General features: G+C 69.3%; 25 protein-coding genes. 14 read left to right on the forward strand and 11 right to left on the reverse strand.

Annotation, left to right across the window (positions count from 1 at the left end):
* Nucleotides 1–50: 50 nt before the first annotated feature.
* Nucleotides 51–2,087 carry a transglycosylase SLT domain-containing protein gene (locus ACVCMI_RS00180; RefSeq protein WP_447097899.1) on the forward strand — a complete coding sequence of 679 codons (2,037 nt, stop codon included), beginning with the start codon at nucleotides 51–53 and terminating at the stop codon, nucleotides 2,085–2,087.
* Between the two features lie 16 nt (nucleotides 2,088–2,103).
* On the opposite strand, the gene ACVCMI_RS00185 is transcribed toward ACVCMI_RS00180, so the two are convergent.
* The 3 genes from ACVCMI_RS00185 to hemB all read right to left on the reverse strand — a co-directional run bounded on the left by ACVCMI_RS00185 (nucleotide 2,104) and on the right by hemB (nucleotide 5,584).
* Nucleotides 2,104–3,675 (reverse strand): sulfotransferase, encoded by a 1,572-nt coding sequence (locus ACVCMI_RS00185; RefSeq protein WP_447097898.1) that lies wholly within the window; start codon nucleotides 3,673–3,675, stop codon nucleotides 2,104–2,106.
* A 202-nt stretch (nucleotides 3,676–3,877) separates the two neighbouring features.
* Nucleotides 3,878–4,513, reverse strand: a complete 636-nt coding sequence (locus ACVCMI_RS00190; RefSeq protein WP_447097897.1) for a hypothetical protein — start codon at nucleotides 4,511–4,513, stop codon at nucleotides 3,878–3,880.
* A gap of 81 nt (nucleotides 4,514–4,594) precedes the next feature.
* Nucleotides 4,595–5,584, reverse strand: a complete 990-nt coding sequence (gene hemB, locus ACVCMI_RS00195; RefSeq protein WP_447097896.1) for a porphobilinogen synthase — start codon at nucleotides 5,582–5,584, stop codon at nucleotides 4,595–4,597.
* Between the two features lie 158 nt (nucleotides 5,585–5,742).
* Here hemB and glk point away from each other — a divergent pair, with 158 nt between their 5' ends.
* The 3 genes from glk to ACVCMI_RS00210 all read left to right on the forward strand — a co-directional run bounded on the left by glk (nucleotide 5,743) and on the right by ACVCMI_RS00210 (nucleotide 7,877).
* Nucleotides 5,743–6,780, forward strand: a complete 1,038-nt coding sequence (glk, locus tag ACVCMI_RS00200) for a glucokinase (protein ID WP_395120417.1) — start codon at nucleotides 5,743–5,745, stop codon at nucleotides 6,778–6,780.
* Nucleotides 6,767–7,450 carry an HAD family hydrolase gene (locus tag ACVCMI_RS00205; protein ID WP_395120418.1) on the forward strand — a complete coding sequence of 228 codons (684 nt, stop codon included), beginning with the start codon at nucleotides 6,767–6,769 and terminating at the stop codon, nucleotides 7,448–7,450. The genes glk and ACVCMI_RS00205 overlap by 14 nt, the downstream gene beginning before the upstream one ends.
* 109 nt (nucleotides 7,451–7,559) lie before the next feature.
* Nucleotides 7,560–7,877: a hypothetical protein gene (locus ACVCMI_RS00210; RefSeq protein WP_447097895.1), complete on the forward strand. Its 318-nt coding sequence runs from the start codon at nucleotides 7,560–7,562 to the stop codon at nucleotides 7,875–7,877.
* A 225-nt stretch (nucleotides 7,878–8,102) separates the two neighbouring features.
* Here the strand turns inward: ACVCMI_RS00210 and ACVCMI_RS00215 are convergent, their stop codons facing one another.
* The 4 genes from ACVCMI_RS00215 to secB form a co-directional block, all read right to left on the reverse strand.
* Nucleotides 8,103–8,669 carry a hypothetical protein gene (locus tag ACVCMI_RS00215; protein ID WP_447097894.1) on the reverse strand — a complete coding sequence of 189 codons (567 nt, stop codon included), beginning with the start codon at nucleotides 8,667–8,669 and terminating at the stop codon, nucleotides 8,103–8,105.
* A 49-nt stretch (nucleotides 8,670–8,718) separates the two neighbouring features.
* A complete protein-coding gene (locus ACVCMI_RS00220) occupies nucleotides 8,719–11,745 on the reverse strand; it encodes a DEAD/DEAH box helicase (protein ID WP_447097893.1) in 3,027 nt (1,008 codons plus the stop codon).
* 94 nt (nucleotides 11,746–11,839) lie between these two features.
* A complete protein-coding gene (locus ACVCMI_RS00225; protein WP_395120424.1) occupies nucleotides 11,840–12,865 on the reverse strand; it encodes an NAD(P)H-dependent glycerol-3-phosphate dehydrogenase in 1,026 nt (341 codons plus the stop codon).
* Nucleotides 12,866–12,874: 9 nt separating this feature from the next.
* The gene (gene secB, locus ACVCMI_RS00230) at nucleotides 12,875–13,378 is read right to left on the reverse strand and encodes a protein-export chaperone SecB (protein WP_395120425.1); all 504 of its coding nucleotides are present in this window, start codon (nucleotides 13,376–13,378) and stop codon (nucleotides 12,875–12,877) included.
* 312 nt (nucleotides 13,379–13,690) lie between these two features.
* Between secB and rpmB the strand changes: the two genes are divergently transcribed.
* The 4 genes from rpmB (at nucleotide 13,691) to ACVCMI_RS00250 (ending at nucleotide 15,244) form a co-directional block, all read left to right on the forward strand.
* Nucleotides 13,691–13,927: a 50S ribosomal protein L28 gene (gene rpmB / locus ACVCMI_RS00235; RefSeq protein ID WP_136258932.1), complete on the forward strand. Its 237-nt coding sequence runs from the start codon at nucleotides 13,691–13,693 to the stop codon at nucleotides 13,925–13,927.
* Nucleotides 13,928–13,937: 10 nt separating this feature from the next.
* Nucleotides 13,938–14,105, forward strand: coding sequence for a 50S ribosomal protein L33 (gene rpmG / locus ACVCMI_RS00240; protein ID WP_136258933.1), 168 nt, complete (start codon nucleotides 13,938–13,940; stop codon nucleotides 14,103–14,105).
* A 187-nt stretch (nucleotides 14,106–14,292) separates the two neighbouring features.
* A complete protein-coding gene (locus ACVCMI_RS00245) occupies nucleotides 14,293–14,841 on the forward strand; it encodes a DUF4166 domain-containing protein (RefSeq protein ID WP_447097892.1) in 549 nt (182 codons plus the stop codon).
* Nucleotides 14,831–15,244: a thiol-disulfide oxidoreductase DCC family protein gene (locus ACVCMI_RS00250; protein ID WP_447097891.1), complete on the forward strand. Its 414-nt coding sequence runs from the start codon at nucleotides 14,831–14,833 to the stop codon at nucleotides 15,242–15,244. The genes ACVCMI_RS00245 and ACVCMI_RS00250 overlap by 11 nt, the downstream gene beginning before the upstream one ends.
* Here the strand turns inward: ACVCMI_RS00250 and ACVCMI_RS00255 are convergent.
* Nucleotides 15,234–16,346 carry a saccharopine dehydrogenase family protein gene (locus tag ACVCMI_RS00255; protein ID WP_447097890.1) on the reverse strand — a complete coding sequence of 371 codons (1,113 nt, stop codon included), beginning with the start codon at nucleotides 16,344–16,346 and terminating at the stop codon, nucleotides 15,234–15,236. The two genes, ACVCMI_RS00250 and ACVCMI_RS00255, sit on opposite strands and share 11 nt — an antisense overlap.
* A 232-nt stretch (nucleotides 16,347–16,578) precedes the next feature.
* Entirely contained in the window at nucleotides 16,579–17,772 is a 1,194-nt protein-coding gene (locus tag ACVCMI_RS00260; protein ID WP_447097889.1) for a DesA family fatty acid desaturase, read from the reverse strand.
* Between the two features lie 187 nt (nucleotides 17,773–17,959).
* On the opposite strand from ACVCMI_RS00260, the gene ACVCMI_RS00265 reads away from it, so the two are divergent.
* The 6 genes from ACVCMI_RS00265 to ACVCMI_RS00290 all read left to right on the forward strand — a co-directional run bounded on the left by ACVCMI_RS00265 (nucleotide 17,960) and on the right by ACVCMI_RS00290 (nucleotide 22,988).
* A complete protein-coding gene (locus ACVCMI_RS00265; protein ID WP_447097888.1) occupies nucleotides 17,960–18,718 on the forward strand; it encodes an ABC transporter ATP-binding protein in 759 nt (252 codons plus the stop codon).
* The gene (locus tag ACVCMI_RS00270; RefSeq protein ID WP_447097887.1) at nucleotides 18,715–19,470 is read left to right on the forward strand and encodes an ABC transporter permease; all 756 of its coding nucleotides are present in this window, start codon (nucleotides 18,715–18,717) and stop codon (nucleotides 19,468–19,470) included. Before ACVCMI_RS00265 ends, ACVCMI_RS00270 begins: the two co-directional genes overlap by 4 nt.
* The gene (locus tag ACVCMI_RS00275; protein ID WP_447097886.1) at nucleotides 19,470–20,825 is read left to right on the forward strand and encodes a GldG family protein; all 1,356 of its coding nucleotides are present in this window, start codon (nucleotides 19,470–19,472) and stop codon (nucleotides 20,823–20,825) included. The genes ACVCMI_RS00270 and ACVCMI_RS00275 overlap by 1 nt, the downstream gene beginning before the upstream one ends.
* Nucleotides 20,826–20,828: 3 nt before the next feature.
* Complete coding sequence (locus ACVCMI_RS00280; RefSeq protein WP_447099517.1) at nucleotides 20,829–21,326, forward strand: hypothetical protein; 498 nt, start codon at nucleotides 20,829–20,831, stop codon at nucleotides 21,324–21,326.
* 13 nt (nucleotides 21,327–21,339) lie between these two features.
* Entirely contained in the window at nucleotides 21,340–22,167 is an 828-nt protein-coding gene (gene mutM, locus ACVCMI_RS00285; RefSeq protein WP_447097885.1) for a bifunctional DNA-formamidopyrimidine glycosylase/DNA-(apurinic or apyrimidinic site) lyase, read from the forward strand.
* A 221-nt stretch (nucleotides 22,168–22,388) separates the two neighbouring features.
* Nucleotides 22,389–22,988 carry a nitroreductase family protein gene (locus ACVCMI_RS00290; protein WP_447097884.1) on the forward strand — a complete coding sequence of 200 codons (600 nt, stop codon included), beginning with the start codon at nucleotides 22,389–22,391 and terminating at the stop codon, nucleotides 22,986–22,988.
* Between the two features lie 130 nt (nucleotides 22,989–23,118).
* On the opposite strand, the gene ACVCMI_RS00295 is transcribed toward ACVCMI_RS00290, so the two are convergent.
* The gene (locus ACVCMI_RS00295; protein ID WP_395120440.1) at nucleotides 23,119–23,883 is read right to left on the reverse strand and encodes a hypothetical protein; all 765 of its coding nucleotides are present in this window, start codon (nucleotides 23,881–23,883) and stop codon (nucleotides 23,119–23,121) included.
* 23 nt (nucleotides 23,884–23,906) lie between these two features.
* Nucleotides 23,907–24,539, reverse strand: a complete 633-nt coding sequence (locus tag ACVCMI_RS00300; RefSeq protein ID WP_447097883.1) for a thymidine kinase — start codon at nucleotides 24,537–24,539, stop codon at nucleotides 23,907–23,909.
* Nucleotides 24,540–24,588 lie beyond the last annotated feature (49 nt).

The raw sequence follows: 24,588 nt of genomic DNA on the forward strand, positions 1-24,588 counted from the left end.
GGCCGCGGGCGTTCCACTACACTGCGGGCAGATCGAATCGCGGAGTACGCATGCCTGCTTTCACCTCTCCCCGGCTGGCACGCGCGGGCGGCCTGCTGCTGGCCGGTGCCTGCCTGTTCACCGGCCTTGCGCAGGCCGCCGAGCCGACGCCGGCGCAACGCGCCACGTTCAAGCAGGCCTATGCGGCGGCCCAGCAGGGCGACGACTGGCGCGCCCTCGCCGGCACGCTGCACGACTACCCGCTGTATCCCTACCTGCAGGCGGCGGCGCTGGAGCACGACATCCGCACCGTCGACCGCGCCACCGTCGAGGCCTACCTCGCGCAGTATCCGGACTGGCTGCCCGCCGCCGACCTGCGCCGCAGCTTCCTGCGCGAGCTGGCGCGGCGGCAGGATTGGAGCGGCTTTCTCGCCCTGTACCAGGCGGGCCTTGGCGACACGCTGAGCTGCGACGCGCTGCAAGCCAGGCTCGCGCAAGGTGCCACGCTGGATTTCGATCGCGATCTCGCCGCGCTGTGGTCGCAGCCGAACCTGCCCGACGCCTGCGACCCGGTGCTCGATGCCGCGCAGCGCCAGGGCCTGCTCACCGCCGCAGGGTTGTGGACGCGCATCGACCGCGCCGCCGACGCCGGGCAGGCCGGCACCATCGCCAGCCTGGCGAGCTGGTTGCCCGCCGCCCAGCAGGCCGACGCGCAGCAGCTGGTACTGGCCTTGCGCGATCCGGCCGCGGCGCTGGCCAAGGCCCTGCAGTGGAGCGACACGCCGCGCGCGCGGCAGGCCGCGACGCTGGCGCTGGTGCGACAGGCGCGGCGCGACGTGGACCGCGCCGACGACGCGTGGCGGCAGTTGCAGCCGCGTTTGACGTTCGACACCGCGCAGCGCAACGACATCCTGCGCGCGCTGGCGCTGTTCCACGCCACCGACTTCGACGACGACGCGCTCGCCCGTCTCGTCGCGCTGCCCGCCGCCGCGCAGGACGACAGCACCCGCGAATGGCGCGCGCGAGTGGCGCTGGCTCGGATGAACTGGCCGGCCGTGTTGGCGGCGATCGCGGCGATGCCGCCGTCGCTGCAGCAGGGCGACGAATGGCAGTACTTCCGCGCCCGTGCGCTCGCCGCCACCGGCGATGCCGCAGCCGCGCAACGGCAATACGCCGCGCTGGCCGGACAGGCCACCTACTTCGGCTTCCTCGCCGCCGACCGCCTGCATCAGGACTACGCCATCTGCCCGCTGAGCCTGGCCGACGATCCGCAGCGCGAGCAGCAGTTGCTGGCCCGACCCGCCCTGCAGCGCGCGTTCGAATTGTTCGCGGTGGACCTGCCGCGACTGGCCCGGCGCGAATGGAACCGCGCGCTGCAAGGCACCGACGCGGCCACCCAGCGCCTCGCCGCCGACCTGGCCAACCGGCGTGGCTGGTACGACCGCGCGGTGTTCACGCTCAGCAGCGGCGACGCGCTGCGCCTGTACGACCTGCGTTTCCCGCTGGCCAGCCAGGACGGCCTGGTGCCGCAGGCCGAGCAGGCCGGCATCTATCCGGCATGGGCGTACGCGATCCTGCGCGCCGAGAGCGCGTGGATGAGCGACGCGCGTTCCGGCGCCGACGCCCGCGGCCTGATGCAGCTGCTGCCGGCCACGGGCGCGCTGGTGGCGCGTGCCGCCGGCCTGCCATGGGACGGCGCTGCCAGCCTGTACGACCCGGTGGTGAACATCGCGCTGGGCACGCGCTACCTGGCGCAGATGGCGCAGCGTTTCGACGGCTCGACCTGGCTCGCCAGCGCGGCCTACAACGCCGGGCCGAACCGCGTCGACGTGTGGCTGGCCGAACGCGGCACGCTGGCGCCGGACCTGTTCGTCGCCACCATCCCGTACAAGGAAACCCGCGAATACGTGGCCCGCGTGATGGCCTTCAGCGTGATCTACGACTGGCGCCTCAACCAGGCGGTGGTGCCACTGGCGCGGCGCATGGGCGCGATCGGCCAGCCGCTCGCAACCCCGGGCCCGGGCACGCCGCGTCGCGTGGTGCAGTGCCCGGCGGAGGCGCCGGCGGGCAGCGCTTCGACGTCGGCGCCGGTGTCGAGCACACGCTGATCGCCGCCCTCGCCATTCACGCGTCGGCGGCGCGCATCCCCAGCAACGCGCGCAACCGCTTCAGCTCCACGCCGTAGGCGGCGCAGCGCTCGCTGTCCCGGCGCATCAACGCGTCCACGCTGCCGGCATGGCGCTCGCCGCCGCCATGCACGTCCACGCAGGCTGGCGCGAACGGCAACGCGCAGAACGCCAGCAGGCGACGTGTCTGCAACGCCGGTTCGGCACGCCATGCCTCGTAGTGGTGTTCGAGAAAGCGGCCGGGATACAGCTGCCGCCAGTGCCGGCACAACGCGTCGTAATCGCTCCAGTAGCCGGTGACGTGGTCGAGGTCGTAGCTGAACTCGTGACGGTCGAGGAACAACTGCCGGTAGCAGGCGAAACAGGTTTCCAGCGCGCGGCGGCGGCTGTCGACCACGCGCGCGCCCGGCAGCATCGCGAGGATCGCCCCGACCAGCCGCCAGTTGCCCGGCGTGCGGTCGACCAGGCAGGCCTTGCGTCCGCGTGCCGCTTCGGCGCGGGCGAGGTAATCCCGGCCCAGTCGCTGCCAGTCCGCCGGCGTGGCCTGCGTCATCCACTGCACGCGCGGCTGCTGCCGGCGTTGCGTTTCGGCCTTGAGCACCTCTTCGACCGCATCCGATTCGTCGACCACCGCCACTGCCGGATGCGCGGCCAGCACCTGCGCGGTCAGCAGCGACCCGGCCTGCGGCATGCCGACCACGAACACCATGCCCTCGCCCAGCCGCGCATCGATGGCGTCCGTCCGCCGCGTCTCGAACACCCGGCGCATCGCCTGCGCCTGCGCGCGGGACTTGGCCGGCTTCCAGGCCAGCGCGCGGTACATCTGCGCATTGGCCTTGCGCAGCGCGCGAAATGCGCCGGCGTAGTCGCCCTGGTCCTCCAGCGCGCGGGTCAACGCAAAACCCAGGCACACCCGCGCGCGCTGACTGGCCAGCGGCGAACGCAGCAGTTGTTCCAGATGCGCGACGTCGGCCGCGCCGAACGACGCCGTCTCCAGATCGGCGAGGCCGACCCAGGCATCGGCCAGGTCCGGCTGCAGGCGCAGCACCGCACGATAACTGTCGCCGGCCGGACCCAACGCACCCAGGCTCGCCTGCGCCTGCGCCAGCAGCATCCGCGCCGGCACGTGGCCGGGCTCGGCATCCAGCGCGCGATGCAAGGCGGTGATCGCCCCGGCCGGACGCTGCTGCAGCATGTACATCTTGCCGAGGTTGAACCACGCCGGCGCAAAGTCCGGCGCCTTGGCACAGCATCGCTCCAGGCCAGCCATTGCCGTCGCAGGCTCGCCCGCGGCGAACAGCGCCGTGGCCAGGTTCATGCGCACCAGCGGGTCGTCCGGCAGCAACGCCCGCGCCCGCTGCAGGAAGGCCACCGCCCTCACGTAATCGCCGCGCACGTGCCGCACCAGCCCCTGCATGCGCAAGGCCTCGGCACAATCGGGCAGCATCGCCAGCACGCCATCGAGCGCCGCCTCGGCAGCCGGCAGGTCGTGCGCATCCAGCGCTGCGGAAGCACGCGCGAGCAACGCCCGCGCCGCCGCCGGCAAGCCGGCGGCGCGGTCGCTCGTCAACGGATGATCCTGCAACGCCCCCATCCTCGTTCGCCCCTGTGGCCGCTGTGCGGCCCCATCGGCCAGCTTACGCGAGGGCAGGCACCGCATCAAAGAGCGAACGCAACCCTGCTGTCGCGAGCGACCGAAAGTCCATGTTCCGACGCCCCCTGACATGCCGGAAATCGAAAGCAGCTCGCCATGGCCGCTTTTGCCTCAACGGTCATCCACCAACCATCAGGCAGGGCAGCCTTCGCAGGTCACCCGAGCGATCCAGCAACAGGCATTGCATACGCGTTCGTCTGAACAAGCCATCACGAGACACATAGTGGATCGAGAAAACCAGATCGCCGTCGGTTGTCCAACGCGCATCATTCGGGCCACCGCGGAGGGAATACTTCCGCGTGGCGACAACTTCGCCATCGCGGTGCTGCTCCACGCGAAAAATGGCACCGGCACCGCTCCCCAGATGGTTCAATCCGGTGAGCACGATCAGCCCGAACGGCATCTTCACGATGCCGCGCACGTTTCCCTTGAGTACCGGATGCACCGTACCGCCCACATCGCGAAACACGAGTTCTCCGCCCCACTCGCCGCGATCCGCTCCAAGCAGTTGGCCGCCAAACGCGGCAAGGACATAGTCAGGCTCCTGGAGAAAGCGATCGGTATGCGTACCCGTCTCGTCGATCCCGGTTGTCTCCACCAGATAACCAGGAACAGACGCGGCACCCGCCGGGGCAGGTGCCACCGCCGCATGCGTGTTCGCCGGCCCGCGTATACGGACGGTTACGCGCCCCCAGACCGCGAGCGCCGTGCACAAGCAGAACACGGCAATCAACAGCACCGCCAGAGAGGCCATCAGGTATTTTCCGCGACCCGTCATGGCAAGCCCGATTCGTCGTTTCCGGAGACGTTCCTCAGCGGAGGAAAGGCAAGCCCGCTACTCGCGCAACCACCGCGCCGCATCCACAGCGTAATAGGTGAGGATCGCATCCGCACCGGCGCGCTTGAACGCGGTCAGCGATTCGAGCACCACCGCCTTTTCGTCCAGCCAGCCGTTCTGCGCGGCGGCCTTGAGCATCGCGTATTCGCCGCTGACCTGGTAGACGAAGGTCGGTGCGCCGAAGGCGTCCTTCACCCGGCGCAGCACGTCGAGGTACGGCAGGCCCGGTTTCACCATCACCATGTCGGCGCCTTCGAGCAGGTCCAGCTCGACCTCGCGCAGGGCCTCGTCGCTGTTGCCCACGTCCATCTGGTAGGTGTGCTTGTTGCCCTTGCCGAGGTTGGCCGAGGAACCGACCGCATCGCGGAACGGGCCGTAGAACGCGGAGGCATATTTCGCCGAGTAGGCGAGGATGCGGGTGTGGATGTGGCCGGCCGCTTCCAGCGCATCGCGGATGGTGCCGACGCGGCCGTCCATCATGTCCGACGGCGCCACGATATCCATGCCCGCCGCGGCCTGCGCCAGCGACATCTTCACCAGCGCCTCGACGGTGGGCTCGTTCATCACGTAACCATGCTCGTCGATCAGGCCGTCCTGGCCGTGGGTGGTGTACGGGTCGAGCGCCACGTCGCCGATCAAACCCAGTTCCGGATACTTCGCCTTGAGCGCGCGGGTGGCGCGGTGCATCAGGTTGTCGGGGTTCCACGCCTCGGCGGCGTCGAGCGATTTCACCCCGGCGCCGGGCGAGGGGAACAGGGCCAGCGCGGGAATGCCCAGGCGCACGCATTCGCCGGCCAGCTTCAGCAGTTCGTCGATCGAGAGCCGATCCACGCCGGGCATCGACGGCACCGCTTCGCGCCGACCCTCACCCTCGATCACGAAGGCGACCATGATCAGGTCGCTCGGCAGCAAGGTGTGCTCGCGCATCAGCGCGCGAGAGAAGGCGTCGCGGCGCATGCGGCGCATGCGGGTGGCGGGAAAGCTCATGGCGGTACTCGCAAGTCGGCAGCCCTCTATTTTACGCCTTTGCCCCGCACGCAGCCGCGGCCCGCCGGCATCGCCATTCCGGCGCGTACGGATGCAAAACGCTGGACTACGCGGCACAACGGCGGCACGCTTGCTGTTCCGTTTCCGCAGGAAGCTACATGAGCCCGTCCCGCAGCGTACCCACCCTGCTCGTCGATCTGGGTGGCACCAACGTCCGCTTCGGCGTGGCCGACACCTCGCGCGAGCGCCCGCTGCTGGCCGACAGCATCCGGCGCTATCGGGTTGCCGAGCACGATTCGCTGGTGGCCACCGCCCGGCAGTACCTCGACGAAACGGGGCTGACGGTGAAGCGCGCCATCGTCGCCGCGGCCGGACGCATCGTCGACGGCGAGACGGTGAAGGTCACCAACAATCCGTGGGCGATCTCGGCCCACCAGACCGCCGAGGCGCTGGGCCTGGAGCATGTGCACCTGGTCAACGACTTCGCCGCGCAGAGCATGGCGGTGACGCTGCTGCACGGCGACGACCTGGTCGACGTGGGCACGGTGCCGCGGCCGGTGGTCGGTGCCGAGGACGAACAGACTTTTGCCATCGTCGGCCCCGGTACCGGCCTGGGCGTGGGCGGCCTGCTGGTGCGCGGCGGTCACTGCAGCGTGCTGCAGACCGAAGGCGGCCACGCCGGCTTCGCCGCGCACACGCCGGAGGACATCGCGATCCTCGACTACCTCAACCACAAGTACGGTCGCGTTTCCAACGAGCGGCTGATCTGCGGCCAGGGCCTGGTGAACCTGTACGACGCGATCTGCCACATGGTCGGCGCACAACCGGCCGACCTGAAGCCCGAAGACATCACCGCCCGGGCCAAGGCCGACAGCTGCCCGCTGTGCACGCGCACGGTGGAAACCTTCGCCGGCATCTTCGGCAGCGTGGCCGGCGACCTGGTGCTCACGCTCGGCGCGTGGGACGGCGTCTACCTCACCGGCGGACTGATCCCGGTGCTGCTGCCGTGGCTGGAACGCGGGCGCTTCCGCGAACGCTTCGAAGCCAAGGGCCGCTTCCGCGACATCATGGAAAAAGTGCCGACCCAGGCGATCATGAACCCGGAACCGGGGCTGCTCGGCGGCGCCGCGCTGGCCGTGCTGGACTCGGGCCGGCCATTGCTGCCGCGGCGCGAGAGCAGCCATGCCACGGCGTGACGGCGCCTTCCTGTTCGATCTGGACGGCACCCTGATCGACAGCGTCTACCAGCACGTGCTGGCGTGGAAGCAGGCGCTGGACGCCGAGGGGCTGGACATTTCGGTGTGGCGGATCCATCGCAAGATCGGCATGAGCGGCGGCCTGTTCGCCAACATGCTGTTGCGCGAGACGACTTTGCCGATCACTGCCGAGCGACTGGATCGCATGCGCGAGCATCATGCCGAGGCGTTCAACCGCATGCATGCGCAAGGCGCGGTGCGGCCGCTGCCCGGCGCGCGCGAATTGCTCGACTACCTCGGCGCGCAGGACATCCCGTGGGCAATCGCCACCAGCGGGCGGATGGAAACGGCCCGGCACAACCTGGAGGCGCTCGGCATCGATCCGTCGAAGGTGCCGGTGGTCACGCGCGACCAGGTGCGCCATGCCAAGCCCGACCCGGATTTGTTCATGGAAGCGGCCGAGCGGCTCGGCGTGGACATCCGCCAATCGCTGGTGATCGGCGACAGCGTGTGGGACATGCTTGCCGCGCAACGCGCCCGCACGCTGGGCGTGGGCGTGCTCTCCGGCGGCTACGGCCAGGCCGAGCTGCAGCAGTCCGGTGCATTCCGCGTGTACGAGGACCCCGCCGACCTGCTGCGCCACATCGACGAAGTGGCGGCGCGCGATTGAGCCGGCCGCGCTTCACTGAACCGGCGCGGCGCGCATCATGAAAAGTTAATCACCGGCAACAAGTCGGGCGCTAGGCTGAACCGGCCTCGCCCTCTTCCGGAGCCGTCCCATGCGTCGCCTCATCGCCAGCCTCCCGCTCGCCCTGCTGCTCGCCGCCTGCTCGCCCGCGCCCACGCCGCCAGCCCCTGGCGAAGCGCAGACGGCGCCCGCCAACCCCGCCCTGGGCTCGCCGGAATGGCTGGCCTGGGTCGACCAGTCGCTCGCCATCAGCGACAAGGGCCACGGCCCCGACCCCGGTTCCCCCGAGTGGAACCAGGCCGTGCAGCGCAAACTGGGCGAGGAAGCCCCGCAATCCAACCCGGGCTCGCCGCAATGGCAGCAGTCGGTCGACGCGCTGCTGCGCACGCGGCTGCCGCCGGGGTCTTGAATACAGAGGCGCGCAGCGAGTTGCAGGCCACCGAGGCCAGCGGCGATGCGGGCGCAATCGCCAAAGCCAAGGAGCTGCTCATGGGGCGCGCCCGGTCGAAGGGACGATGGATACCAGATGACGCGCTGTGGGCATGCTTCCAGACGAACAAGGAAGCGCTCAACCCTCGCCGACGCCCGGCCCCGACACGTTGCCGTCGGCGAATACCGACGAGCGCGGCGGGTTTCAGCCGCGCAGGCGATCCATCGTCACGTTGCCGGTGCTGCCCGCCTTGCGCGTGAAGCGAAACCGGAACGCCAGCCTGATCGGCACGAATTCGACCTTGATCACCGGACCGTCGCAACCCGGCGCCTGCGCAGCGTCGTATCCCTGCGGGTAGGTGCATCGCCGGGACCGGGCGAAGCGCCACGACGACGTCGCCTGCCTGGCGCTGCGCATCAATTCGGCGGCAACGTCGCCGATCCTCGCCGGGCAACCGGGCAGGCCCGTCAGTGGTGCGCTGGCATAAACGAGGCCGTCTCGATCAATCGACACCTCCAGGCAGACGACCACCTCACCGCGTGGCGCGTCCGCCGTCGCGGGGTAATTGGGCAACTGCAGCGGCGCCAGGGGCTCGCCGATGACGAAGCCCTGGTTTTCGGACATGGCATAACTTTCGGCGTTGGCCGGGATGAAGGTTTCCACGCTGGAACCGCGAACCTCACCGACATCCTGATGGGCGCAGCCAGCGAGCCACGACGCCAAGATGATGAAGAACGCACTGCGCCACGTGCGGAGGGTCCGATGTTTCACGATTTCTTCCTTGTCATCGCGTTGACTGGCGGGGCGTTCCGGACGCTGGCTACGAAACCGACTCCGGCGCCAGCAGCGCATCCAGGTCAGCTTCGTCGAAGCGCAGTTTCTCGCGGCTGCCGCCGCCTTCGAGCACGGCGTCGGCAAGTTCGGCCTTGCGCAGTTTCAGTTCCTCGATGCGCTCTTCCACCGTGCCGCTGGTGATGAGGCGGAACACGAACACCGGCTTGTCCTGGCCGATGCGGTGTGCGCGGTCGCTGGCCTGCGCCTCGGCGGCGGGGTTCCACCACGGGTCGTAGTGGATCACGGTATCGGCGGCGGTGAGGTTCAGGCCCACGCCGCCGGCCTTCAGCGAGAGCAGGAACAGCGGCACCTCGCCGTCCTGGAAGCGCTGCACCGGCTCGGCGCGGTCGCGGGTGTCGCCGGTGAGGGTGACGTAGCGGATGCGGCGGCGGTCGAGCTCGGCGGCGATCAGTTTCAGCATGCCGGTGAACTGCGAGAACAGCAGCACCTTGCGGCCCTCGTCCAGCAGCGCGGGCAGCATGTCCATCAACAGCTCGAACTTGGCCGATTCGCGCACGCCGCGCGCCGCCTCGAGTTTCACCAGGCGCGGGTCGCAGCACACCTGGCGCAGCTTGAGCAGCGCATCGAGCACCACGATGCCCGAATGCGCGATGCCGCGCTGGGCGATCACCTCGCGCAGCTCCTCGGTCAGCGACAGGCGCAGACCTTCATACAGTTCGCGCTGGCGGCCTTCCAGCACCACGCGGCGGGTGATCTCGGTCTTCGGCGGCAGTTCCTTCGCCACCTGCGCCTTGGTCCGGCGCAGGATGAAGGGCGCCAGGCGCAGGTTCAGGCGTTGCTGGCACTCCTCGTCGCGTTGCTTCTCGATCGGCACGCGGTAGTGGCGGCGGAACGCGCCTTCGTCGCCGAGCAGGCCGGGCACGGCCAGGTCGATCTGCGACCAGAGTTCGCCCAGGTGATTTTCCAGCGGGGTGCCGGTGAGACACAGGTAGCGTGGCGTGCGCAGGCTGAGCAGCGCGCGGCGTGCCTGCGTGCGCGGGTTCTTCACCTGCTGGGCCTCGTCCAGCACGATCAGCGCGAACGGCTGCTGGCGCAGCGCGGCGACATCGCGCGGCAGCAGGGCGTAGCTGGTCAGCACGATGTCCTGCGCGCCGAGCTGGTCGAATTCTTCCGCGCGCTGCGGGCCATGCAAGGTCAGCACCTTGAGCATCGGCGCGAAGCGGGCGATCTCCGACTGCCAATTGGGAATCAGGCTGGTGGGCACCACGATCAGCGCGGGCTGGGTCAGCGCCCCGCCGTGCTTGAGCGACAGCAGATGGGTGATCAACTGCAGGGTCTTGCCCAGGCCCATGTCGTCGGCCAGCACGCCGCCGACGCCGGCCTCGGCCAGCGCGTTCAACCAGCGCAGGCCTTCGCGCTGGTAGGGCCGCAGTTCGGCGGCAAGCCCTTCGGGCACGGCATCGCTGGCGCGCGCGGCGGCGTCACGCAGGCGTGCGGCGAAACCGAGCAGCGGCTCGGCTGCCTGCAGCGTGCCGCCAGCGGGCATGGCGGCGGCCAGTTCCTCCAGTCGGCCGGCCTGCACGCGCGGCAGGTGCAGTGACTTGCGCGGCTTCTCCAGGTATTCGGCCAACGGCGCCAGCAGGCCGCGCAGTTCGCGCAGGCGCACCGGTACGCGCCGGCGCGCATCGACCGGGGCGTACCACACCGCATCGTCGGGCTCATTCGCCGCCGGGCTGAGGGTCAACTGGTGCTCGGCCAGCGCTTGCGCCACGGCGGGCAAAAGGTTGTGGCGCTGGCCATCGACCTCGATGCCGATCTCCAGGTCGAAGGCGTGGTCGTCGACGTCCTCGGCCGCCTGGCCATACCAGCGAACCGGCCCTTCGAGCACCTCGAACGGGAAGCTGGGCGCGTACTCGACGAGGAAATTTTCTTCCTCAAGCTTGGGGCGCAACGCCAGCCAGCGCGCCGGCGTGTTGACCTCCAGTGCGCCGGCATAACCGGCGCCGGGGAACAGCCAGGCGTCTTCGGGCAGGGTTTCGGCCACGTCCCACGGCAGCCCCTCGGTATCCACGCCGGGGGTGAGTCCGACGCGTTCGAGCTGCTCCATCGCGGTGAGTTCCTCGGCACGGCGGCGGGTGATCTCGACCAGTTGGCCATTGCGCACGCGGCGCACCAGCGGCTCGCCGCCGCGGCCGGGCAAACGCTCGCCGGCATAATCGAAGGCCAGCCGCGCATAGCCCAGCGGCGGCGTGCCGGCGGCCAGACGCGCGTGGCGGGTCAGCGCGTGCAGGATCAGCACCGGCTTGGGCGCCAGCTGCGAGCGCTTGAGATCGCCGAACACCTGCGGCAGCGGCACGCGCGTGGCCAGCCGGCTGTTCGGCAGCTTGCTGCGCAGGCGGCGGCCATGCTCGTGTTTCAGCGGCGGCAGCTCCAGCCACTGGGTTTCCTCGGCCGGCGCATCGAACAGGCCCAGGGTCGCGCGCTCGGCGTCCAGGTACCACAGCGCGTCGACGCGCAGCAGGCGCTGGCTGTTGGGCAGCAGCGGCAGCAGGCGCTGGCTGCCGTCGGCCTCCATCTGCCAGTGCCAATTGAGCGGGTGCGACTTGCCGCGCGACAGGCGCAGGCCGGCCAGGCCGCCGAGAAAGCACGGCGCGGTATCGAGCACCTCGGCCAGCAGGCTGTCGCCGACGTGGCCGCCAAGGCGGGCATAGCTGCGGCTCTTGCGCACGCTCAGCGGCAGGCCCAGCACGCTGGCGGCCAGGCGCTGCTCGTGCGGCTGCAGCGGGGTCTGCACCAGGTGGCGGCTGTCCAGCGGCACCGGGCGGCTGTAGCGACCGTGCTCGACCACGCTGAGCAGTACCGGCGCCACGTCGACGCGGGCGAACGCCGCGCCCTCCTCGGGCACCACTTCGACGAAGAAGCCGAGTACGCCACCGTCCTCACTCGCCGCGGGTTTGGGCGCAGCCAGCAGCCGCCGCCAGGCCGGCGGCAAGGTGTCGTCGTCGCCAGCCGGGGGGCCGGCGACGCGCTGCTTCTCGTCCGATTGCGGCATCCGCATGCGTTCCGTAGCAACGACCAAATGCTTGAGCTTAGCAGCGCGAGTGCCGGATGCGGCGACGGCCGCGGCACCCGCCGCCGGTCCTGCGTCAGTCGTTGCCGAACAGCCCGTGCGGATATTCCGGCTTCTGCTCGCGCGCCATCAGTGCCTTGAGCCCTTCGGCCGGGGTGACCTCGCCGTGCAACACGGCGCGCACGCCGGCGCTGATCGGCAGGTCCAGGCCATGCTTGGCGGCCAGCCGCGCCACTTCGTCGGCGGTGAGGATGCTCTCCACCACCTGGCCGATGCGGCGCACCGCTTCGTCGATCGCCACGCCCTGGCCCAACGCCAGGCCGAGCCGGCGATTGCGCGAGAGGTCGCCGGTGCAGGTCAGCACCAGGTCGCCGAGGCCGGACAGGCCGATCAGCGTTTCCGGCCGTGCGCCCAGCGCCACGCCCAGGCGCAGCATCTCGTTCATGCCGCGGGTGATCAGGCCGGCGCGGGCGTTGAGGCCCAGGTTCATGCCGTCGGCGATGCCGGTGGCGACGGCCAGCACGTTCTTCATCGCGCCGCCGAGCTCGGCGCCGAGCACGTCGCCGCCGGAGTACGCGCGCAGGTTGGGCGCATGCAGCAGGCCGGCGAGTTGTTGCGCGAAGGCATCGTCGTCCGAATGCACGGTGACCGCGCTGGGCAGACCGGTGGCCACCTCCCTGGCGAAGGACGGCCCGGTGATGACCGCCGCCGGCCGGCCCGGCAACTTTTCCGCCACCAGTTCGTGCAGGAAACGCCCGGTACCGGGTTCGAAGCCCTTGGTCGCCCAGGCGATCGCGGTGCCCGCGTCGAGCAGCGGCGCGAGTGCGTCGAGCATCGCGGCGAACGCATGGCTGGGCACCACGATCAGCACGATATCGGCGCCGCGCACGGCCGCGCCGAGATCCGCCTCGTAGCCCAACGCCTCCGGCATAGTGACGCCTGGCAGGTAGCGCGCATTGCTGCGTTGCTGCGCCATCTGCGCCAGCGCGTCGGCATCGCGGCCCCATAGCCGGGTGGGTACGCCGTTGCGGGCGCCGAGCGCGGCCAGAGCCGTGCCCCAGGAGCCCGCGCCGAGCACGGTCAGCTTCGGCTTGTCAGGCATGCCCGAAGCTCAGCTGTTGAGCATCACCGGGGCTTCGTCGCCACCGGCACCACGGCGCAACTGTTCGGCGAACAGCGCGTCGAAATTGATCGGCTGCAACAGGAACGGCGGGAAGCCGCCTTCGAGCACCATCGAGGAAATCACCTGGCGCGCATACGGGAACAGCAGGTTCGGGCAATAGCTGCCCAGGATGCCGGCCTTGTCGGTGTCGCCGAAACCGGCGATGCCGAACACGCCCGCCTGCTCCACTTCCGCCAGGTACGCCGTGCGCTGGCCGACCGTGCAGGTCAGGGTCAGACTGAGCACCACTTCATACAGGTCGTTGCCCAGATCGCTGGCCTTCTGGCCCAGGTTCAGCTGCACCTGCGGCTGCGCGTTCTCGTCGATCTCCTGGAAGATCTGCGGCGCGTTGGGCGCCTCGAAGGAAACGTCCTTCACGTAGATCTTCTGCATCACCAGCTGCGGCTGGCTGGCCTGGCCGTTGGCCTGGTCGTTGTTGATCTCTTGTGCCATCGGGTGGTCCTCTCAAAGACGGGCGGTCAAGCAAAGAGGCTGATTGTTCCATACATCCCCGTCTGGCGCACCCATCCGCACCCTTGAACGGGCGTCCGAGGATTGCGCCCAACCGCTTGTTTCTGCGACAATGCGCGGCTCGCCTCATGTCGGCCCGGTTCTCCGGGTGGTCCGCCACGCAATGCGGACCCACGCGACCGGGCCATGCAACACCTCCGGCATTGCGTGGCGCACCGCGTCGCTGGGCCGATGCCGCCCTGGCCAACGGGTGGCAATCACGGCTTCAACCGAAGCCATTCTTGGGAGGTCGTCATGGCCCGTGTATGTCAAGTCACCGGAAAGGGTGTGCAGAGCGGCAACAATGTCTCGCACGCCAACAACAAGACCCGCCGCCGCTGGTTGCCCAACCTGCATGAGCGTCGCTTCTGGGTCCCCAGCGAAAGCCGCTGGATCAAGCTGCGCGTTTCCAACCACGCCCTGCGCACGATCGACAAGAATGGCATCGAGGCCGTGATTGCCGACATGCGTGCCCGCGGCGAAAAGGTCTGAGGAGCACACCATGGCCAACAAATCGCAAGACAAGATCCGCCTGATTTCTTCGGCCGGCACCGGCCACTTCTACACCACGCAGAAGAACAAGAAGAACACCCCGGAAAAGTTCGAGTTCAAGAAGTACGATCCGGTGGTGCGCAAGCACGTGATCTACAAGGAAGGCAAGATCAAGTGAGGTCATGGCGCATTCGCGCGTAGCGCGAGTGCCCTTGCCATGACGTCATCCCTGCGAAGGCAGGGATCGCTCTTGCTCTTGCGCTCTCCACAGCATCCGCAACAGCGATCTTGACTCCTCCAGGAAAACCCGCCGCCCGGCGGGTTTTCCTTTTGCCCGAAGCCCGCCTATCGCGCATCATCGGGCCATGACATTCCCCGCCCTGTTCCCCACCCTGCTCGGCGATGACGCCTGGCGCGCCTTGCCCGCGGCCGTGCAGGCGATGCACGGCGCCGCACCGCTGCTGCGCGCGAGCGGCGTGGCCGACGTCGATGGCGCCGGCCACTTCCCCGCGCGCTGCCTGCGCCGGCTGCTCGGCCTGCCCGCGCCCGGCCCGCAGCAGGCACTGGCGCTGACGATCGAGCGCCACGGCAACCGCGAAGTATGGACGCGCCGGTTCACCGGCCGACGCATGCAGTCCAGGCTCGACCGCCACGCCGGCTCGCCGCTGCTGCACGAACATCTCGGGCCGGCCACGCTGCGCTTCGCGCTGCGCCGCGACGGCGACGCGATCGACTGGCAACTGCGGGGCGTGAGCCTGTTCGGCCTGCGGTTGCCGCGCTCCTTCTGCGGCACGGTGCGGTCGCGCAGCGGTGCGCACGACGGGCGCTACGCCTTCGACATCGACGTGCGCCTGCCGTTGCTCGGTCGGCTCGTCGCCTACCGCGGCTGGCTGGAGATCGACCGTGTCACCTGAAGGCGAACACCCCGTCATCGTCTTCGATGGCGTCTGCGTGCTGTGCAGCCGCTGGGTGGATTTCATCCTGCGTCACGACCGTACCGGCCGCTTCCGGCTGGCGGCGATGCAGGGGCAACATGGTCGCGCCCTGCTGGTGGCGCACGGCTTGTCGCCGGACGACCCGGTGTCGTTCCTGCTGGTCGAGCAGGATCGGGGTTACCGCGACACGGACGCCATTGTCCGCGTGCTTCGCCACTTGGGCGGGCCGTGGCGCCCGGCAAGCGCGATGCTGCGCATGGTTCCACGCCGCTGGCGCGACGGCGCCTACCGCTGGCTCGCCCGCCACCGATACCGCCTGTTCGGTCGGCGCGCACAATGCCGCCTGCGCGAGCCGGACCAGGCGTGGCGCTTCATCGACTGAGCACCTCGACGCCGGTGCGCAACGCGAATCCCTCGAAGCCGGCGACGATCTGATCGAGCGCAAGCAATCCCATGCAGGGCATGGCGCCCTTCTCGGCCAGCAGACCATCCGCCCAGCGCCGCGCAAACACGATCGCCGGCGTCACCGGCACCTGCGGGCCATCGCCCGCGTCGGCATCCAGCCACCAGCACAGGTGCAGCGGCCGGCCTTGCTCGTCGGTGCCACGCAACTCCACCACCATGCCGCCGACATCAGTGCCCAGGCGCACGAACCATTCGCTCATGCGCCGCAGTGCGGGCGCGTGGCGCGCGAGATCGCGGATCAGGCCCAGTCGCACCAGTACGCCCATGCCCCAAGTCGCCCATTGCAGCAAGGGCAGTTCGAGGCCGGCGCGGAAGACCACCGAACGCGCCTGCGGATAACGCGCGTGAAACAGTTCGAGATCCGGAACATCGCAGACGCCGACGCGGCGATGGCCGAACGGGAACCATTGGCGCCGGCTGTCCATCCAGCCATGCACCGTGTCCCAGCGGCCCTCGCGCCAGACGCGGATCGGCCGCCCGCAATAGCCGAGGATGGAGGCCACCGTGGCATCGCCGCGCGGCGTGCGGTTGCCGGGATTGATCGCGTGTTCGATGGCGTCGAGCCGGCCGAAGCGGGGCAACAGCGCATCGACCGCCGCTGAACTCAGCGCCGGCACGCTGGACGCACCGCTGACCAGCAGCCGGCCCGCACACCGTGCGCGCTCGTTTAGCCGGGAAAAGCCGCAGACAAAATCACGGCCATCGGCGAGGTCGATGTAATCACTGCCGGCGTCGATGCACGCTTCCGCGACACGATAATCCTGCCCCTGGAACGGGCCGGCGGCGTGGATCACCAGATGCGGTTCGAGCGCGGCCAGCGCCGCCGGAAAGTCCGCACTCGCCGTATCCAGTGCATGGACGCGCACACGCGCATCGCCGATCGCCGCGCGCAATGCCTCCAGCGACGCCTTGTGGCGTCCAGCCAGCAACAGTTCGAAACGTGCGTCGTGCGCAAGCCGCGTCGCGATGCGCGAACCGAACACGCCGGTCGCGCCAAGCACCACCACCCTCGGGGTCATTCCGTACCTCCCTGTCGATGCGCAAGGGTTCGAGCTTGCCATGCGCCGCCCGAACGGAGAAACCGGGGCACACGAAGCCCCGGCTCTTCGGGGCAACCTCGCCCCCCGGCCGGAGGCTGCCCTGAAAGCGTCCACCATGTGTCCGGTCTAAACACAGAGTCGGGGGTTCCCTCAAGGCAAACGAAAAGCCCGCCATCGAGGCGGGCCTGGTTCGGGTCGATGCCGCCGGCGCTCAGGCCGTGGCGACCGTGTAGCCCTTGAGCCGCTGGGCGAACTCCTGCAGCGCGCGGATGCCGCTTTCCTCGGCCTCGTGGATCCACTGCTGCAAACCCTTCAGCGCCTGGTCGGCACCGCGCTGTTCCATCAGCGCCGCAAGGCGGCTGCGGAACTCGACCACGGTCTTCAGTGTGGGGCGCTTGGCCAGCATCGCCTGCATGCGGTCGCGGCCCTCGCTGTCGAGCCAACGGCCGCCGTCGGCCATGGCCAGCCGCATCCGGCGCGGGATCGCCCTGATGTTCTCGCCGGCGTGCTGCGCCTCGTCGCGCAGAGTCGGCACGATCACGCCGCGGTAATAGTCGGTCATCGCCTGGAAGCGATGGGTGAGCACCGCCTTGAGCGTGTCGGCGTCGGGCAGGCGCACGTTCGGGCGCACGTCCAGCGAGGGCGCCACGCGCAACACCTTGGCCAGGCCCACGGCACGCAGGCCGCAGATCGCCGCCCAGCCGATATCGAACTCCCACTTGCGCAGGGCGAACTTGGCCGAGCTGGGGAAGGCGTGGTGGTTGTTGTGCAGCTCTTCACCGCCGATCCAGAAACCCCACGGAATCAGGTTGCGCGCGGTGTCGGCGCTCTCGAAGTTGCGGTAGCCGGCCCAGTGGCCGATGCCGTTGACGAAGCCGGCGGCCCAGAACGGGATCCACACCATCTGCAGCGCCCACAGCGCCGCGCCGATCACGCCGAACAAGGCCACGCTGATGAACAACATCAGGGTCGGGCCCCAGTAGGGATGCGCGCCGTAGAGCTTGTGCTCGATCCAGTCGTCGGGCGTGCCGCGACCGTACTGCGCCATGTCCTGCTTGTTCTCGCAGGCGTCGCGGTAGAGCGACACGCCATCCCAGAACACCTTGCGGATGCCGTAGATCATCGGGCTGTGCGGGTCCTCCGCAGTCTCCACCTTGGCGTGGTGCTTGCGATGCACCGCCACCCATTCGCGGGTGACCATGCCGGTGGTGAGCCAGCCCCAGAAACGGAAGAAGTGCGCCAGCACGGGGTGGAAATCCACGCCGCGATGGGTCTGGCTGCGATGCAGGTACAGCGTCACCGTGAAGATGGTGAGCTGGGTCACCACCAGCATGTAGATGGCGATCTGGCCCCAGCTCGCGTTGGCGAGGCCGTGGTTGAGGAAATCGAGTACCGCGTCAAGCATGAAAGTTACCGAATGGGGATGGAACGGGGGGACGGGGTGGAGTCTAATTCGGGGAATGCCATACCCACCAGCATGGCCGGGTCATGATGGTAACAGCCTGTCAAGAGGCGGAAGTGAAACCGGCGTTGGTTGGCAGCGCGCACGATCGCCTGTTGTCTAACCATGGGGGCGCCGTGACAATCAGGCAATGACCACGATCATCCCCCCCGACCCGCCGCCCGCCCTGCAGCTGGATCACGTCGCACGCCGCCGCGCCGGTCGCGTTGCCGTGCGCGATCTCAGCCTGAGCCTGCCGCGCGGCCAGGTGCTGGGCCTGCTCGGCGTCAACGGCGCCGGCAAATCGACCACCTTGTCGATGATCGCCGGGGCGCTGCGCCCGGACCGCGGCGTCATCAAGCTGAACGGCGAGGACTTCCTGGAACACCCGGAGCTGGCTCGCACATGCATCGGCTGGCTGCCCGAACGCGCGCCGCTGTGGCCGGAACTGACCGTGACCGAACACCTGGACGCGCACGCCCGCATCCGCGGCCTGAATGGCGCCGCCCTGCGCGCGGCCCGCAGCGCGATCATCGAGCGGCTGGAACTGCAACCGCTGGCGCGGCGCCTGGCCGGTGTGCTGTCGCAGGGCCAGCGCCAGCGGCTGGGGCTGGCCTGCGCGCTGGTGCACCGCCCAGCGCTGCTGGTGCTGGACGAACCGGCGAACGCACTCGACCCGGTGCAGGTGGCCGCGCTGCGCAGCCTCATCCGCGAGCAGGCCGCCGCCGGCACCGCGGTGATCCTGTCCACGCATGTGCTGGCCGAAGTCACCGCGGTGTGCGATCGCGTGGCGATCCTGCACGAGGGCGCGTTGCAGCACGAAGGCACGGTCGAGGCCGGCGATCATGCGGCGCTGGAACGGCGCTTCTTCGAGATCGCGATGAACCCGCGCCCGGCGCAGGCCGCATGAGCACGTGGGCGGTGACTCGCCTGGAATGGCGTCGCCTGCTGGTGCGTCCGCTGGGCTGGCTACTCGCAGCGCTGACCCTGGCCTGGCTGGGCTGGAACTTCACCGTACTGCTGGGCAGTTTCCTGGCCGGCCAGGTTCAGCGCGCCGCCCTGCCCGACGGCCCCGGCTTCACCGATCTGGTGGCGGTACCGCTGCTGGGGCAACTCGCGCAACTCGCGTTCCTGGTGGTGCCGCTGCTGACCATGTCGGCGATCGCCGGTGAACGCCGCAACGGCACGCTGCCGCTGCTGTTTGCCGCCGGCGTGCCGGCGTCGCGCATCGTGCTTGGCAAGTACCTTGCGCTGCTCGGCTGGTTGCTGCCGTGGTTGGCGCTGACCCTGGCCATGCCGCTGACGCTGGCACACGCCACCGATCTGGACTGGGGCAAACTCGCCGCCGCCGCCATCGGCCTGGCGTTGATGCTGGCCGCGCTGGCGGCGCTGGGGCTGGCCTGTTCCAGTTTCGCCAGCCACCCGGCCATCGCCGCGGCCGCCGCGCTGATCCTGGGACTGGCGCTGTGGAGCGTGAACCTGGGCGCGCAGATGGCCGGCATCGACGGCGGCGCGATCAACTGGCTGGCGATGAGCACGCACGTGCAACCGCTGCTGCGCGGCCTGGTCTCCAGCGCCGACATCCTGTGGTTCGCGCTGCTGACCAGCCTCTCGCTGGCGCTGGCCACGCGCCACCTCTCCACCGAGCGGGAGCGCGGCTGATGCGCAGCGTATTCAGACGTCTGGACGGCTGGTTGTTCGCGCTGCTGTTGCTGCTGGGCTGCGCCGCGATCGGTTATCTCGGCACGCGCCACGTCTACGTAGCCGACTGGACCGCGAACGGTCGCATCAGCCTGTCGCCGGAAAGCCGCGCGGTGCTGGCGAAACTCGACGGGCCGGTGGACATCGTCAGCTACGCCAGCCCGCAGGGCGACCTGCGCCAGACTATTGCCGGCTTCCTGCAGCGCTACCAGATGGTGAAGCGCGACATCAGCCTGCGCTTCGTCGACCCGCAACTGGACCCGGCCCGGATGCGCGAGCTGGGGATCACCGTCGACGGCGCGCTGATCCTGCATTACCGAGACCACGAGCAACGCCTGGACGAGTTGTCCGAGCGCAGCCTGACCAACGCGCTGGAGCGGCTGCAGCGCGGCAACGACCGCATCGTCGCCTTCGTCACCGGCGACGACGAGCGGCGCGCCGACGGCCAGGCGAATGCCGACATGGGCACCTTCATGGCGCAGCTGGAAAGCCGCGGCATGCGCGCGGTGCCGCTCAACTTCTCGCAGGTCAACGCGGTGCCCGAACACACCGACCTGGTGGTGCTGGCCAGCCCCACGGTATCGCTCGCGCCGGGCGCGGTGCAGGCCCTGGTCGACTACGTGCAGGCCGGCGGCAATCTGCTGTGGCTCACCGAGCCGGCCAACGGCGAACTCGGCCTCAAGCCGCTGGCCGACGTGCTGGGCGTGCGCGTGTTGCCGGGCGTGCTGGTCGACGGTTCCGGTTCGGCGCTGGGCCTGCACGATCCGCGCATGCTCGCGCTGGGCAGCTACCCGCCGCAGGCGATCACCCGCGGCTTCCAGCTCGCCACGCTGTTCCCGCAGGCGTCGGCGCTGGCCGAGGTGGCGCGCACGGGCTGGGCGACGCACGCCTTCCTGCGTTCCAGTCCGCAGAGCTGGACCGAGTTCCAGCCGATCGACAACACGAGAAGCTCCGACATCCGCTTCGACGCCGATGCAGGCGAGCTGAAAGGCCCGCTGGATTTCGGTTTCGCGTTGAGCCGGCTGTCGCCCAGCCCGGACAAGAGCGAACAGCGCGCGGTGGTGATCGGCGATGGGGATTTCCTCTCCAACACCTATCTCGGCAACGGCGGCAACCGTGCGCTGGGCGAGCGGGTGTTCAACTGGCTGCTGGGCGACGACAAGCTGGTCGACGTGCCGCCGCGCGGCGCGCCGGACCGTCTGCTGGAAATCTCGCAGGGCGAGTTGAACGTGCTGAGCTTCGGCTTCCTGTTCGGCCTGCCGCTGCTGCTGCTGGTCATCGGCGGCGTCATCGTGTGGCGCCGGCGGCGGCGCTGAATGATGAAGCGCGCCGCCCGGCAACGATGGTTGCTGCTCGCCGCCGTGGCCATGCTGCTCGGACTGGCGCTGTGGCAATGGCAACACGACGCGAGCCGCGCGAACGGTGAGCTGACCACGCTCGATCCGTCCGTGATCAACCACATCAGCCTCGCCCTGCCCGGCGCCGCCACGTTGCATTACGAGAAGCGTGGCGACGGCCACTGGTGGCGTACCGACGGCACGGCGCGCCGGGTGGCCGACGACGACCGCCTGCGCGACCTGGCCGACATCGCCGCCGCGCGCGCGCTGAACTGGCGTCCGCTGGCCGATTTCGAGCTGGCGAAGATCGGCCTGGCGCCGCCGCATGCGGTGCTGACTCTGGACGGCCAGACATTGGCCTTCGGCATCAATGCGGTGACCGGGCCGCAACGCTATGTGCGCGTCGGCGAGCGCGTGGCGCTGGTGTCCGCGCGCTACATGCCGCGCTCGCCGGAAATCCGCACCACCGAACTGCACTGAGCGTCGAACTGTCGTGCCCGAACTGCCGGAAGTCGAAACCACCCGCCGCGGCATCGCGCCGTACCTGATCGGCCGTCGCGTCAGCGGCGTGCTCCTGCGCCGTCCCGATCTGCGCTGGCCGATCCCGCCCGAGATCGGCGAGCTGCTGCCCGGCCAGCGCATCGACGCGGTGGAACGCCGCGCGAAATACCTGTTGCTGCACACCGCCGCCGGCAGCGCGCTGCTGCATCTGGGCATGAGCGGCGTGCTGCGTGTGCTGCCGCCCGACGCGCCGGTGGGCAAGCACGATCATGTCGACATCGCGCTGGAACGCAGCGCCGCGCAGGCATCGCGCGTCCTGCGCTTCACCGACCCTCGCCGCTTCGGCTGCCTGCTGTGGCAACCGCCGGGCACCACGCACGAGCTGCTGGCCCATCTCGGCCCCGAACCGCTGACCGACGCCTTCGACGGCGAGCTGCTGTGGCGTCGCTCGCGCGGACGCACGGCGGCGGTGAAGCTGTTCCTGATGGACAACGCCGTCGTCGTCGGGGTGGGCAACATCTACGCCAGCGAGGCGCTGTTCCGCGCCGGCATCGATCCGCGCCGCGCCGCCGGCGGCGTGTCGCGGGCGCGCTACGAACGACTGGCCGCCGAAGTGAAGCACCTGCTGGCATGGGCGATCGAGCGCGGCGGCACCACCTTGCGCGACTTCCTCAACCCCGACGGCGCACCGGGCTATTTCTTCCGCGAGCTGATGGTCTACGGCCGCGCCGGCGAACCTTGCCGGGTCTGCAGCAGCGCCATCCGGCAGGCCGTGCTGGGCCAGCGCTCCACCTTCTGGTGCCCGCACTGCCAGCGCTGAAGGCGCGGGCAAAGCGGCACGCCCCCGATTTTCCGGTACGGCCCACGATGGCAAGCATCGTCATTGTTTCCTTTTGGAAACAGAGTTGTCACGATTTGCCGGCTACCCAACCTGGGTTCAGCTTCTAAGATAGCCACCTGTAACGCAGGAACCGTGAAAGTCGCTGGACTTCCACTGTTTCCAAAAAGCGTATAGATCCCACGTCTTTCGGAGGAACCTCCATGAACAGCACCATCATCGAATCGCTCAAGAAGCGCCGCACCCAGTACGCGCTGGGTCGCAACGTGGCGCTGGACAAGGACGCCCTCACCAGCCTGGTCAAGGACGCGATCAAGCACACGCCGTCGTCGTTCAACTCGCAAAGTTCGCGCGCGGTGATTCTGTTCGGCGAGCAGAGCGAGCAGTTCTGGGAGCTGACCAAGCAGGAGCTGAAGAAGATCGTGCCGGCCGAGGCGTTCGCCAACACCGCCGCCAAGCTGGACAGCTTCGCCGCCGGCATCGGCACCGTGCTGTTCTATGAGGACCAGTCGGTGGTGAAAGGCCTGCAGGAACAGTTCGCCCTGTACGCGGACAACTTCCCGGTGTGGTCCGAACAGAGCAGCGGCATGGCCCAGTTCGCCGTGTGGCTGGCGCTGACCGAGGCCGGCGTGGGCGCCAGCCTGCAGCACTACAACCCGGTCACGGATGAGGCGACCCGCCAGGAATGGAACGTGCCGGCGACGTGGAAGCTGCGCGCGCAGATGCCGTTCGGTTCGCACGAAGGCGGCTTCGGCGAGAAGGCGTTCATGGACGACGCGCAGCGCTTCATCACGGTGGGCTGAGCCCGTCCGCGCGATCCCGCGCGTACTGCGATGATGCGAGGCCGGCACCCAGGTGCCGGCCTCGCCGTTTGTGCGCCCCTGCAACCAGTCCGCGCCCCGCCACGAGACGGGCTGACCGGCACGCGGCCGGTCAGGCCCAGCGAAACTCGACCCAGCTGTTGTTGAAGGGCGGCTCATCCATGCCGCCGCCGAGTCTCGCGACCATGCCGGCGGGGATGCCCTCGCCCTGGAGCGCCTGGCCATCGGCGAAATGCGCGCCCAGCGCCTGCAATTCGGCCATCTGTTCGCACAACGCGCCGGCGCGATCGACGGCGGCGTCGGGCACGTCGCGGATGCTGATGTCGGGGCGACCGAACTTGCGCATGCCGCGCGTTCGTATCCACGAGCGTCCCGGCGCGGTGTCGCCGTCGCACAGGATCAGCAGGTGGTTCCGGATCGGCGCGCCATCACGGATCAGGTAGTGGCGGCGCCAGGCATCGGCGTCGAGCAGGCTGAGTATCTGCGGATCGAGCACCGCCACGCCGCCGATGTCGAGCATGCCCGCCAGCACGCCCAGGGTGTCACGCAGGTAGCCGGTGGCCGGGCTGTCCGCCAGCGCGCCGCGCACCACCATCACCTCCGGTGCATCGAACGCGCGCTGGAACGCCTGCGGCGCATCGGCCTTGTACATGCGCCCCATCGCCCCCTTCAGCGGGTAGCCGTCCCAGCCGCGCAGATCGGCGTGGCGATGATTGGTCGCGGCGAGGCCCGCCGGCAGGCCGGGGCTGCCGTAATCCTGCGAGGGCACGCGCACGGCCTCGAATTTTCCGAACACGTAGAACTGCAGCACGATCGTTTCTTCGCTCGGCTGCCAGTGCGGGCGTTGCCAGGCGGGAATGGGGAACTGGTGGCTCATGGTCATCCTTGCGATGGCGGGGTTCAGCGCTCGTCGTCCAGCGGCAGCACCGTCTGTTGCAGCTCGATGCGACCGCGGCCTTCGCTGATCTTCTTGAACTCGGCGCGACTCACCGAAACATAGCGCTCGTTGCCGCCGATCTCGACCTGCGGACCCTCGGTGACGGCACGGCCGTGCTCGTCCACGCGCACCACCATGGTGGCCTTGCGCCCGGTGTGGCAGATCGTCTTGATCTCCTGCAGCTCGTCGGCCCAGGCCAGCAGGTGGCGGCTACCCTCGAACAACTCGCCGCGGAAGTCCGTGCGCAGACCATAGGCCAGCACGGGAATATGGAGTCGATCGACGACATCGCTGATCTGCCATACCTGCGCCTTGCCGAGAAACTGCGCCTCGTCGACGAACACGCAATGCAGCGGTCCGCGTGCGGCGATGTCGGCCTCGACCAGGGCGAACAGATCCTCGTCGCCGGCGAAGCGTCGCGCATTCGCCTTCAGCCCGATGCGCGAAGCGACCACGCCCTCGCCGAAGCGGTTGTCCAGCGCCGGCGTGAGGATCAGCGTGCGCATGCCGCGTTCGTGATAGTTGTACGCGCTCTGCAGCAGCGTGGTGGTCTTGCCGGCGTTCATCGCCGAGTAATAGAAATAGAGCTTGGCCATGGGGCGTCGGCGCGGCGATCGGTCAGCGGAAACGCGTCATTGTAGGCTG

The sequence above is a fragment of the Rhodanobacter sp. UC4448_H15 genome (assembly GCF_052978265.1).